The sequence below is a fragment of the Actinokineospora spheciospongiae genome (assembly GCF_000564855.1).
In the GTDB taxonomy this organism is placed as follows: Bacteria; Actinomycetota; Actinomycetes; order Mycobacteriales; family Pseudonocardiaceae; genus Actinokineospora; species Actinokineospora spheciospongiae.
The window spans coordinates 1-12,436 of record NZ_AYXG01000215.1; the positions used below are offsets into that span (position 1 = coordinate 1).

Consider the following 12,436-nt stretch of genomic DNA (forward strand, 5'->3'; position numbering starts at 1 on the left):
TGGAGTTGACGTCGCTGCTCAACGTCCTGCCCCCGGACCGGAAGACGACCGTGCCGGGGGCCGACGGGAGTGCCAGGTCGACCGCGGTGACCGGGGTGGTGGCGACCGGGGTGACGCCCTTGGCGTAGGCGTCCGCCCAGACCAGCACCGTGCGGACGTAGGTGTCGGAGTGGTTGTAGCGGAACACCGCCGTCGCGCGCTGCTGGGGGTTGGCGACGTTCATCCCGCCCGAGCACAGGTACTTGGCCGACCCGAGGGCGGCGTCGTAGATGTTGTTGGGGTCGGTCTGGCCGTCGCCGTTGCCGTCGGAGGCGTAGCCGCGCCAGGTGGAGGGGATGAACTGCATGGGGCCGACCGCGCGGTCCCAGCGGGCGTCGCCGTCCCACTTGCCGCCGTCGCTGTCGGCGATGGCGGCGAAGCCGCCGCCGTTGAGGACCGGGCCCAGGATGGGGGTGGCGGTCTTGCCCGCCGCGTCGGTGCGGCCGCCGCGGGCGTGGTTGGACTCGATGCGGCCGATGGAGGCCAGCAGCGGCCAGTCCATGTTGCAGGCGGCGGGCATGGCGGCCGCGGCCTGCTGGTATGCCTTGAGCATGTTGCCGGGGATGCCGAGCGCCCCGGTGGGGGTGGCGATCTCCGGGCCCGCGCCGTACGCCAGCAGGTCGGGGTTGCCCGCCAGGGCGAGGACCTGGGCGTCGAGCGCGCTGTCCTCCGCCGGGGAGCCGTCCGCGGCGCCGGAACCGGCGCTCAGGCCGATGAGCCCACCACCGGTGGCCAGGGCGGCCGGGACGATGTCCTCGGGGTGGTCGCTCCAGTTCACCGGCTCACCCGCGGCGGCCACGGGCACCAGCAGCAGCGCACCCGCCGCCGCCATCACCCCGCGCCCCCTGGGCCGCTTGTGCCTGTGCTTCCCGACCCGCGACTTGCCCGACTTCACAGCGTGACCCCGTCCCTCGTTCTTCCTCGAAGAAACCGGGTTCGCACCCGGTTCGGCTGACCTGACCGGCCACCCACACTGCCTCATCCATCGCACCGAGTCACGGTGTTGAAACACAATCACCGCGAGAAAGTCCGGAACTCATCACCGGCCTGCCCCATCCGGGCGGGACCATTGACGCACACGGACAAATTTTGCGGCACCCCTGTTCTACGCCCCGTGGCGTCACTTTCGGGTGAGGGCAGCCGCCGAACCCGCCGTGCGCCCCTCGGCGCGACCCGTGCGGGCACCGACCGGGCGTCGCCGCCGCGCGGGACCGCCACCCGGTCGCCCGGGGGCGGCCGGGACTCCCCGGATCTGACAAACCCGCCGGTGCGGTTTGCCCCCGGGGTGCGCGTTCGGGTAATCGCCCAGTGGGTTTCCCGTATCCGGTGACAGATGTGCTCAACTGTTTTCACCGGTGTGCGATGAGGTGGGGTATCGCATCGTACCCAGGTGTCAATACTCCTTCTGAGCTGCGGGTTCTCGCTGGAAGACAAGTTCGACCGAGGTGTTCATGGTCGACTGACAAATTGTCCCGCGAGCTTGTGTGCACTTCTGTGGCGGCTCTACTCTGGTCGGTGCGCGGCGGTCCGGGAAAGACAATTCCCTTTCGGCCCCCCGCATTCCGAAAGCCACCCTCGCGCGCATTCGGTCTCGTGTCAGTCGTCGATACCGAGGAAGGAAGACCGTGAGTCCTCGCAAGGTTTCCCGGAAGCTGGTGGCCGCCCTCGCGGCCACCACCACGTCCGGACTGGTCGCGGCCGGGCTGGTGCTCGGCACCGGCAGCAGCGGTGCGGTGCCGGTCTCGCTGACCCTGAACTACACCTGCCCGTTCCCGCTGATCGGCAACCAGGCGATCAAGGCCGTCATCTCGACGGACCTGCCCGCCACCGTGGGTATCGGTGAGCCGACCGGCGAGATCAAGATCAACGCCGTCACCACGGTCCCGGAGACCGCCACCCAGGGCCTGACCCTGGTCGGCGCGACCACCGTCGAGGGCACCGCCCTCGCCGCCTCGACCGTCGCGGCCCCCGGCATCACCCTGCCGGTGAACGTGCCGATCACCGTGGCGAAGACGAACGTCCCCGCCTCGGGCGCGTTCGACGTGAACGCCACCGGTTCCGCCCCGTCGCTGTCGTTCACGCAGCCGGGCGAGGCCAAGATCACCGTCGGTGACCTGAAGCTGACCCTGACCCCGAAGACCGCCACGGGCGCGGAGACCGGTCTGGGCACCTTCGACTCGGCCTGCACCCAGGTGCCGGGCCAGAACAACCTGCTGCACACCTTCACCATCGCCAACACCACCCCGACGTGGACGACCACCATCGGCGGCACCCCTCCGCCGTCGACGACCACCACCCCGCCGCCGATCACCACCACCACGCCGACCACCAGCCCGTCGACGCCGCCCACCCTGCCGCCCGGCGAGGGGGTCGACATCGACTACGGCCTCTCCGGCTCGTCCACCCTGCCCCGCCTCGGCGGCACGGTGCCGCTCAGCGGTTCCGTGGACGCGAAGGCCAACCTGGGCCAGGGCACGTTCACCGCCGCGCTGGCGCTGAACAAGACCAAGGGCGACTTCAAGATCGTGGGCGTGCTGCCCGCCACCGCCGAGATCGACTTCGAGATGGTCGGGCAGGGCAGCGGCACCATGTCCGCCGGTGCGGCGACCTTCCAGCAGCAGTTGTACGTGAAGCTCACCAGCGTCAGCATCTTCGGGCTGCCGATCTACTCCGGCGACACCTGCAGGACGCAGAAGCCCGCCGACATCAAGCTGGCCTCCTCGGGCACCTTCGACCCGCTCGGCGGCGGCAAGCTCAAGGGCACCTACAGCCTGACCCGCGCCGACGGCTGCGGCCCGCTGAACGACTACATCGGTCCGTTCGTGTTCAGCCAGAACAACACCATCGACGTGACCCTCGCGGCCAAGTAGCACCCACCGCACCACCCCGCACCGGTGGCGGCGGCCTAAGCTCAGCGCCATGAGCAGGGTCGCCGCCATCGACTGCGGAACGAACTCCATCCGCCTCCTCGTGGCCGAGGTCCAGGACGGCCGGATCACCCGCGACCTGCACCGCGAGATGCGGGTGGTGCGCCTCGGCGAGGGCGTCGACGCCACCGGCCGGATCAGCGCGGCGGCCCTGGAGCGCACCCGCGCCGCCCTGGTCGACTACGTCGCGGTGCTGCGCCGCAAGGGCGTCGAGCGGGCGCGGATGGTGGCCACCTCCGCCACCCGCGACGCGGCGAACAAAGACGAGTTCTTCGCCATGACCGAGCAGGTCCTCGGTTTCCCGGCCGAGGTCATCACCGGGGACGAGGAGGCCGAGCTGTCCTTCGTGGGCGCGGTCGGCGAACTCGACCCCGACGACGGCCCGTTCCTCGTCGCCGACGTCGGCGGCGGCTCCACCGAGCTGGTCCTGGGCACCTGGGACGGCACCCGGGCCAGGGTGAGCGCCGCGAGGTCGACCGACATCGGCTGCGTCCGGCTGACCGAGCGCGCCCTGCCGCACGACCCGCCCACCCCCGAGGACGTGGCCGCGGCCCGCGACATCGCCCGCGCCGCGCTCGCCGACGCCTTCGCCGCGGTCCCGGTGGCCGAGGCCCGCACGTGGGTTGGGGTGGCGGGCACGGTCACCACCATCGCGGGCACCGCCCGGCGGCTGCCCGCCTACGACCCCGACGCCATCCACCTCGCCGAGCTGACGCCCGAGGAACTGGCCGAGACCACCGCGTTCCTCCTCGGCGCCGACCGCGACACCCGGGCGGCCGTCGGGGTGATGCACCCGGGCCGGGTCGACGTCATCGGCGGCGGCTGCGTCGTGGTCGACGCGCTGGCCGAGCGGATCTTCGCCGGGTCGGCGGTGGCGCGGCTGGTCGTCAGCGAGCACGACATCCTCGACGGAATCGCGTTGTCGATCACCGCGCAATAGCGACGCGGAGTGATCGCGATCGGCCCCATATCCTTGGGATTATGGGCTGTATAACGCCACTGCGATAGTGGTGTCGGCGCAAGCGAATTTCGTCCGAATGGCTGAGTAACGTGCGATTGTGACTTGTTTGTGACGTCCGTTGTGTTCGCCCGATTCGCACCAGCGGTTAACTTCCACTCACTTTGGGACGGGCGGACGCCCGTTCCGGTCCGGTTCGGGAGGAGACCCATGCGCAGACCACGCTGGATCGCGGCATCGACGATGTCGCTGGCAGTCGCGCTCACGATCGCGGGCTGCGGGGGCGGTGCCGAGGACGGCGCGGACGACAGCGGCGCGGGCAACGCCGACGGCGCGCTCTCGGCGTTCACCACCGAACCGGAGAACCCGCTGGTTCCCGGCAACACCACCGAAAGCGGTGGCAGCAAGGCGATCCGCGCCATGTTCACCGGATTGACCAGCTACGACCCGGTGACCGGCGAGTCGAAGAACGCCATGGCCGAGGACATCGCCACCACCGACTCCAAGGTCTTCACCATCAAGATCAAGCCGGGGTGGACCTTCCACGACGGCACCCCGGTCAAGGCCAAGAACTTCGTCGATGCCTGGAACTACACCGCCCACAGCACCAACGGCTTCCAGGGCGCCAGCTTCTTCGAGCAGGTCGCCGGTTACCAGGACGTGCACACCAGCGACCCGGACGGCACCGCAGGCCCGCAGAAGGCGCCGGAACCGACCGCCAAGGAGATGTCCGGCCTCAAGGTCGTCGACGACACCACCTTCGAGGTGACGCTGTCCGCGCCGTTCTCGGTGTTCCCGCTCAAGTTCGGCTACAACCCGTTCTACCCGCTGCCGGACGCGTTCTTCGCCGACCCCAAGGCGTTCGAGGCCAAGCCGATCGGCAACGGCCCGTTCAAGTTCGTCTCCCGCCAGGCCAACGCGAACATCGTGATGACCAGGTACGACGAGTACAAGGGCGACGACAGGCCGAAGTTCAAGGATCTCACCTGGAAGATCTACGAGACCAACGAGGCCGCCTACGCCGCCGTGGTCTCCGGTGACCTGGACTTCCTCGACACCATCCCGCCCACCGGCATCGTCGGCGGCAAGTACAAGCAGGACCTGGAGGGCCGCAACGGCTCGGTGCCCTACATGGGCAACCAGACCCTGGCGTTCCCGTTCTACGACCCGATCTACCAGAACGTCGACCTGCGCAAGGCCATCTCGATGGCGATCAACCGCCAGGAGATCATCGACAAGATCTACGACGGCACTCGCATCGCGGCCGACGGCTGGGTCAACCCGGCGGTGCCCGGCTACGCCAAGGACCAGTGCGGCGAGCTGTGCACGTTCAACCCGGACAAGGCCAAGGAGTACCTGGCCAAGTCCGGCTACACCGGCCCGATCACGCTGGTCACCAACGCCGACGGCGGCCACAAGGACTGGATGACCGCCACCTGCAACAGCATCAAGAACGCGATCGGCCTGGAGTGCACCTACGCGCCCATCCCGACCTTCGCCGAGACCCGCCAGGCGGCCAACGCCCGGCAGCTCAAGGGTCCCTACCGCGCGGGGTGGATCGCCGACTACCCGTCGATCGAGAACTTCCTGAACCAGCTCTACCGCACCGACGCCTCGTCCAACGACGGCGAGTACTCCAACCCCAAGCTCGACGAGCTGCTGGCCAAGGCCGACTCCGCGCCGACGGTCGAGGAGGCCAACAAGCTCTACCAGGAGGGTGAGCGGGTCCTCGCCGAGGACATGCCGGTCATCCCGCTGTGGAACCAGACCGCGCAGTACGGCTGGTCCGACCGGTTGGGCAACGCCCGGCTGAGCTCGCTGCGCGAGCTGGACCTCTCGACGGTCACGGTCAAGAACTGAGTACCGACCCGGTCGGGGCGCGGTGATCCCGTGCCCCGACCGGACCCCGGTGGGGAGAGAGCCTGATGGGACGCTACGTCCTGCGCCGCCTGCTGCAACTGGTCCCCGTGTTCATCGGGACCACCTTCCTGATCTACTGGCTGGTCTGGAGCCTGCCCGGTGACCCGTTCGCCGGGAAGTGCGGCGACCGGCCCTGCCCGGACGCCTACATCGCGGTGATGCGCGAGCGCTTCCACCTCGACGAACCGCTGGTCGTGCAGTACGGGCGCTACCTGTGGAACCTGCTCCAGGGCGACTTCGGCGAGACCTTCCGCGGCCTGGAGGTCGGGGAGCTGATCTCCAACGCCTACCCGAACACCATCCGGCTGGCCGTGGTGGCGCTGCTCATCGAAGCCGTCATCGGCCTGGCCGCCGGGGTGCTGACCGGCCTGCGCGGGCGCGGTTTCCTGGACAACCTGACCCTGGTGTCCACCCTGTTCCTCATCTCGCTGCCGGTGTTCGTCACCGGTTTCGCGCTCCAGATCTTCTTCGGCTTCGAACTCGGCTGGATCAAGACGACGGTCGCGAAGTCACCCGCGCCCTGGGAGCAGCTCATCGCCCCCGGGTTCGTCCTGGGCAGCCTGTCCATGGCGTACGTGACCCGGCTGACCCGGACCTCGATCGCGGAGAACAAGCACGCCGACTTCGTGCGCACCGCCGTGGCCAAGGGGCTGCCGCAGCGCCGGGTCGTCGGGGTGCACCTGCTGCGCAACTCGGCCATCCCGGTCGTGACGTTCCTGGGCACCGACCTCGGCGCGCTGATGGGCGGCGCGATCGTCACCGAGGGCATCTTCGACATCAAGGGCATCGGCAACCTCGTCTTCGACGGGATCATCGGCAAGGACGGGCTGATCGTCACCGGCGTGGTCACCCTGCTGGTGCTGGTCTACCTGCTGTCCAACCTGCTGGTGGACCTGCTCTACGCCGTACTCGACCCAAGGATTCGCTATGACTGACCCGAGCACGGCGGCGTCCGCGTCGTCGATCGAGGCGCACACCCACGTCCTCGCCGCCGAGCACGCGGGCACCGAGACCGCGGGCGCCCCCGGCAAGCCGGACAAGCCGCGCAGCCTCGCCTCCGACGCCTGGGACGACCTGCGCCGCAGGCCGCTGTTCCTGATCGCCGGGTCGCTGATCGCGCTGGTGCTGCTGATGGCGCTGTTCCCGTTCCTGTTCACCCAGACCGACCCCGGCTACGCCGACCTGGCCCGCAGCCGCCAGGGCCCGTCCGCGCAGGCCTGGTTCGGCTACGACAACCAGGGCTACGACATCTACGCCCGCACCATCCACGGCGCCCGCGCCTCGATCGTCGTGGGCATCTGCGCGACCACGCTGACCGTGCTCATCGGCGGCACCCTCGGCCTGCTCGCAGGCTACTACGGCGGCTGGCTCGACGGGCTGATGTCGCGCGTCGCCGACGTGTTCTTCGGGCTGCCGTTCGTGCTCGGCGCCATCATCATCCTGTCCAGCTTCGGCAGCACCGGCACCACCAGCGTCGCGCAGATCATGTTCCTGGTGGTCATGTCGATCGCGGTGCTGTCCTGGCCGGTGTGCATGCGGATCATGCGCTCGGCGGCGATCACCGCCAAGCAGCAGGACTACGTCAAGGCGGCCCGCGCGCTCGGGGCCAGTTCCAGCCGGATCATCCTGCGGCACATGCTGCCCAACGCGGTGGCGCCGGTGCTGGTCTACGCCACCATCGCGCTGGGTGCGTTCATCGGCGCCGAGGCCACCCTGTCGTTCCTGGGGCTGGGCCTGCGCGCGCCGGTGGTGTCCTGGGGCGTGATGATCGCCGACTCGCGCGACATCATCCGGGTCGCCCCGCACACCCTGCTGTTCCCGGCGGCGTTCCTGACCGCGACCGTGCTCGCCTTCGTGATGCTCGGCGACGCCGTGCGCGAGGCGCTCGACCCGAAGACGAGGTGACCGGTGTCCACGGTGGATGAGACGGGGGCCGGGCCGATCCCGAGCGCCCCGCTGCTGGAGGTCGACGACCTGTTCGTCGAGTTCCACACCCGCGACGGCGTGGCGCGGGTGCTCAACGGCGTCAGCTACCGGGTGGCGGCGGGGGAGACCCTGGCCGTGCTCGGCGAATCCGGCTCCGGCAAGAGCGTCACCGCGCAGACCGTCATGGGCATCCTCGACACGCCGCCGGGGGTCATCACCGGCGGCGCGGTCCGCTTCCACGGCGAGGACCTGCTCACCGCTCCCGACCGGCGCCGCCGCGCGGTCCGCGGCTCCGGCATCGCGATGATCTTCCAGGACGCGCTGTCCGCGCTGAACCCGGTGTTCACCGTGGGCTTCCAGATCGAGGAGCAGCTCCGGGTGCGCCGCGGCATGTCCCGCAAGGACGCCCGCAAGCGCGCGGTGGAGCTGCTGGAACTGGTGAAGATCCCCAACGCCCGCGGCCGGGTGCGCCAGTACCCGCACGAGTTCTCCGGCGGGATGCGCCAGCGCGCCATGATCGCCATGTCGCTGGCGCTGGACCCGGAACTGCTCATCGCCGACGAGCCCACCACCGCCCTCGACGTCACCGTGCAGGCGCAGATCATGGACCTGCTCAAGGAGATCCAGGTCGAGCGGCACATGGGGCTCATCCTCATCACCCACGACCTCGGTGTGGTCGCCGAGGTCGCCGACCGGATCGCGGTGATGTACGCGGGCCGCATCGTCGAGCAGGCCGACGCGCGGTCGGTCTACCGCAGGCCCGGGCACCCGTACACGGCCGCGCTGCTGGACTCGCTGCCGCGGCTGGACCAGAAGGGCACCGAGCTGAACACCATCAAGGGGTTGCCGCCGAGCCTGCTGCGCATCCCCGACGGCTGCCCGTTCCACCCGCGCTGCGCCCGCGCGCAGGACGTCTGCCGCACCGAGGTGCCGCCGCAGCACCGGCCCGAGCCGGGCAGGCTCAGCGCGTGCCACTTCGCCGAGGAGCTGATCGCTGATGCATGAGACCGGCGAGAACAGCGGTGACAACATTCTCGAAGTCCGCGACCTGGTGAAGCACTTCCCGGTCCGGGTGGGCGTGCTGTTCAAGCGGGTCATCGGGCACGTGCGCGCGGTCGACGGCGTTTCCTTCGACCTCAAGCGCGGCGAAACCCTCGGCGTGGTCGGCGAATCCGGCTGCGGCAAGTCGACGCTGGCGCAGGTGCTGATGCGGCTGGAGCCGCCGACGTCCGGCTCGGCCACCTTCGAGGGCCGCGACATGCTGGCCATGAAGGGCGCCGAGCTGCGCAAGCTGCGCCGTGACATCCAGATCGTGCTCCAGGACCCGTACACCTCGCTCAACCCCAGGATGACCGTCGGCGACATCGTCGGCGAACCGTTCGAGATCCACCCCGAGGTGGCGCCCAAGGGTTCCCGGGCGGGCAGGGTGCGCGACCTGCTCGACGTGGTCGGCCTCAACCCCGAGCACCTCAACCGCTACCCGCACCAGTTCTCCGGCGGGCAGCGCCAGCGCATCGGCATCGCCAGGGCGCTCGCGCTCAAGCCCAAGGTGATCGTCTGCGACGAACCGGTGTCCGCGCTGGACGTGTCGATCCAGGCGCAGGTGATGAACCTGCTCGGCGACCTGCAGTCGGAGTTCGGGCTGTCCTACGTGTTCATCGCCCACGACCTGTCCGTGGTCCGCCACCTGTCCGACCGGGTCGCGGTGATGTACCTGGGCAAGGTCGTCGAGATCGGCACCGAGGAGGAGATCTACGAGCGGCCGACGCACCCCTACACCCAGGCGCTGCTGTCCGCCGTCCCGGTGCCCGACCCCGAACTGCGGGGCAGGCGCCAGGTCATCCGGCTGGAGGGCGACGTCCCCAGCCCGGTCGACCCCCCGTCCGGGTGCCGGTTCCGCACCCGCTGCTGGAAAGCGCAGGACGTGTGCGCCGAGGAGGAACCCGCGCTCGAGATCCGGGCCGCGAACCACCCGAGCGCCTGCCACTTCGCCGAACAGCGATCCATCGTCCCCTGATGCCAGGGGTTTGCAGGCAACGAGGAGGAATCGCGTGAAGCGAGGCAGATTATTGGCAGCGGTGCTCGCCGCACCGCTGCTGGCGACCATGGCGTCGGTCGCGGCACCGGTGGCGGCCACCGCCGCACCGGAGCTGTCCGGCAAGGTGGTCGAGTTCAACGTGCTCGCCGCCGACGGCGCGTCCACCGCGTCGGCGGAGGCGGCGGTCCGCGCGGCGGGCGGCACGGTCGTCACCAGCAACGCGGCGGCCGGTCTGCTGACCGTCAGCGCGCCGGAGAACGGCTTCACCGCCCGGCTCGCGGGCAACCGGGCCGTCGAGGGCGCCGCCCGGATTCGCTCGATCGGGCAGGCCCCCAGGTCGGAGAAGTCGGCCAAGGCCAAGGCCGAGGCCGTCGAGAAGGACAACCGCAACGGCGCCAAGAAGGGCAAGGCCGACGCCGCCACCGCCGGGATGGACCCCCTGGACGGGCAGCTCTGGGGCCTGACGGCGGTCCGCTCCGACCTGGCGCGCACCAAGCAGGCCGGGGACAAGCGGGTCAAGGTCGGCGTCCTCGACACCGGTGTGGACGGTTCGCACCCGGACATCGCCCCCAACTTCGACCGGGCCCTGTCGCGCAACTTCACCCGCGACATCCCGTTCGACGAGAACGGCGCCGCCGTCGACGGCCCGTGCGAGTACCGCGGCTGCGTCGACCCGGCCGACGTCGACAACGGCGGCCACGGCACCCACGTGGCGGGCACCATCGCCGCCGCGGCCGACGGCTTCGGCATCTCCGGCGTCGCCCCGAACGTCTCCATCGTCAACATCCGCGGCGGCCAGGACTCCGGCTACTTCTTCCTGCAGCCGGTCGTCGACGCCATGACCTACTCGGGCGACGCGGGCCTGGACGTGGTCAACATGTCCTTCTACGTCGACCCGTGGCTGTTCAACTGCGCGGCCAACCCGGCGGACACCCCCGAGCAGCAGGCCGAGCAGCGGCTGGTCGTCAAGTCGATCAACCGCGCCATGGAGTACGCGCACCGCAAGGGCGTCTCCCAGGTCGTCTCGCTGGGCAACGGCCACATGGACCTGGGCAACCCCCTCCCGGACGCCTCCAGCCCCGACTACCCGGCCGGTGCCGCCCACCCCCGCACCATCGACAACGCCACCTGCTTCTCCCTCCCCATCGAGGGCCCGCACGCCATCGGCGTCGGCGCCTACGGCCCCTCGCAGGCCAAGGCCGACTTCTCCAACTACGGCGAGCACATCTCGGTCGCGGCCCCCGGCGGCTACTTCCGCGACGGCTTCGGCACCGACTGGTACCGCACCAACGAGAACCTCATCCTCTCGGCGTACCCCCGCAACGTCGCCCTCACCGAGGGCGCCATCGACGAGGCGGGCAACGTCACCCCCGACGGCGCCGCCCTCGGCGTCCAGAAGGCCTGCAGGGACGACGGCACCTGCGGCTACTACCAGTTCCTGCAGGGCACCTCGATGGCCGCCCCGCACGCCTCCGGCGTCGCGGCGCTGATCGTCGCCCAGTACGGCAACTACAGCGGCAAGGGCGTCACCCTGTCCCCGGACAAGGTCCGCAAGGTCCTCGAGGGCACGGCCGCCCCCATCGCCTGCCCCACCCCCCGCACCGTCACCTACACCAACGAAGGCCGCCCGGCCGAGTTCACCGCCACCTGCGTCGGCGGCCTGGAGTACAACGGCTTCTACGGCAACGGTTCCGTGGACGCCTGGGCCGCCGTCACCGGCGGCAAGAAGTTCCTGAAGTGATCGGCTGATCGTGGACGGGCCCCCTCCCGCGATCGGGAGGGGGCCCGTCCACGCGGCGCGGTGCTCGGCGCGGTGCCACGGCGCTCCCCGGGCGGCGGAGGTCGCCGGGCCGGTCCTGCGCTCAGGACAGGCCAGCCGCCGCTTTCGCCGAGGTGAACACGTCCTCCACCATCCTCGGCGTGAGCCTGCCGGTGAAGGTGTTCTGCTGGCTCACGTGGTAGCAGCCGAACAGGTGCAGCGGTGCCTCCGTGTCGTGCGGCTCCAGGACCACGTGCGCGGCGTGCCCGAACTTCGGCCGCGGCGTCGGGACGGTCCAGAAGGCGCTCAGGACCGGCAGCAGCGCCTGCCAGCCGAACGCGCCCAGCACGACCACCGCCCGCAGCGTCGGCCGCAGCAGGGCCAGTTCCCCGACCAGCCACGGGCGGCAGTTGTCCCGCTCCCGCGGCGTGGGCTTGTTCGCGGGCGGCGCGCACTTCACCGGGGAGGTGATGCGGACGCCGAGCAGTTCCAGGCCGTCGCCGATGTGGTTGGCGGTGGGCTGGGTGGCCAGGCCGACGGCGTGCATGGCGGCGTAGAGGACGTCACCGGAGCGGTCGCCGGTGAACATGCGGCCGGTGCGGTTGGCGCCGTGGGCGGCGGGGGCGAGGCCGACGACGGCGATGCGGGCGTCCGCCGGGCCGAAGCCGGGGACCGGGCGGCCCCAGTAGTCCTGGTCGCGGAAGGCGGCCCGCTTGACCTCGGCCACCTCCTCGCGCCAGGCCACCAGCCGGGGGCAGCGGCGGCAGGTCGTCACGCGGCGGTCGAGGTCGGGCAGGTCGGACGGGTCGGGCAGGTCGGGCAGGTCGGGCAGGTCGGGCACGGACCGATCCCACCACAGCCGGGCGGTG

Annotated in this window: 10 protein-coding genes; 8 read left to right on the forward strand and 2 right to left on the reverse strand. The window is 70.5% G+C overall.

The genetic code is table 11. From position 1 onward, the window contains the following. On the reverse strand, positions 1-934 hold a 934-nt coding region (locus UO65_RS33740), incomplete at its 3' end, for a lytic transglycosylase domain-containing protein (RefSeq protein ID WP_233427866.1). Between the two features lie 730 nt (positions 935-1,664). Between UO65_RS33740 and UO65_RS37630 the strand changes: the two genes are divergently transcribed. From UO65_RS37630 to UO65_RS27160, 8 genes are all read left to right on the forward strand, one after another. Beyond that, on the forward strand, positions 1,665-2,909 hold the full coding sequence (locus tag UO65_RS37630) for a DUF6801 domain-containing protein (RefSeq protein WP_035287974.1): 1,245 nt from the start codon (positions 1,665-1,667) through the stop codon (positions 2,907-2,909). Positions 2,910-2,958: 49 nt separating this feature from the next. Beyond that, positions 2,959-3,906 carry a Ppx/GppA phosphatase family protein gene (locus UO65_RS27130; RefSeq protein ID WP_035287977.1) on the forward strand — a complete coding sequence of 316 codons (948 nt, stop codon included), beginning with the start codon at positions 2,959-2,961 and terminating at the stop codon, positions 3,904-3,906. Between the two features lie 228 nt (positions 3,907-4,134). Continuing rightward, positions 4,135-5,784 (forward strand): peptide ABC transporter substrate-binding protein, encoded by a 1,650-nt coding sequence (locus UO65_RS27135; RefSeq protein WP_035287979.1) that lies wholly within the window; start codon positions 4,135-4,137, stop codon positions 5,782-5,784. A gap of 65 nt (positions 5,785-5,849) precedes the next feature. Continuing rightward, positions 5,850-6,779, forward strand: coding sequence for an ABC transporter permease (locus UO65_RS27140; RefSeq protein WP_035287982.1), 930 nt, complete (start codon positions 5,850-5,852; stop codon positions 6,777-6,779). Beyond that, positions 6,772-7,749, forward strand: coding sequence for an ABC transporter permease (locus UO65_RS27145; protein ID WP_035287984.1), 978 nt, complete (start codon positions 6,772-6,774; stop codon positions 7,747-7,749). The genes UO65_RS27140 and UO65_RS27145 overlap by 8 nt, the downstream gene beginning before the upstream one ends. A gap of 3 nt (positions 7,750-7,752) precedes the next feature. Then, the gene (locus UO65_RS27150; RefSeq protein WP_200873484.1) at positions 7,753-8,775 is read left to right on the forward strand and encodes an ABC transporter ATP-binding protein; all 1,023 of its coding nucleotides are present in this window, start codon (positions 7,753-7,755) and stop codon (positions 8,773-8,775) included. Beyond that, on the forward strand, positions 8,768-9,787 hold the full coding sequence (locus UO65_RS27155; protein ID WP_035287986.1) for an ABC transporter ATP-binding protein: 1,020 nt from the start codon (positions 8,768-8,770) through the stop codon (positions 9,785-9,787). The genes UO65_RS27150 and UO65_RS27155 overlap by 8 nt, the downstream gene beginning before the upstream one ends. An 88-nt stretch (positions 9,788-9,875) precedes the next feature. Then, a complete protein-coding gene (locus UO65_RS27160; RefSeq protein WP_052021852.1) occupies positions 9,876-11,549 on the forward strand; it encodes a S8 family serine peptidase in 1,674 nt (557 codons plus the stop codon). Positions 11,550-11,670: 121 nt separating this feature from the next. On the opposite strand, the gene UO65_RS27165 is transcribed toward UO65_RS27160, so the two are convergent. Then, positions 11,671-12,408, reverse strand: a complete 738-nt coding sequence (locus UO65_RS27165) for a uracil-DNA glycosylase (protein WP_052021845.1) — start codon at positions 12,406-12,408, stop codon at positions 11,671-11,673. Between the last annotated feature and the right edge of the window lie 28 nt (positions 12,409-12,436).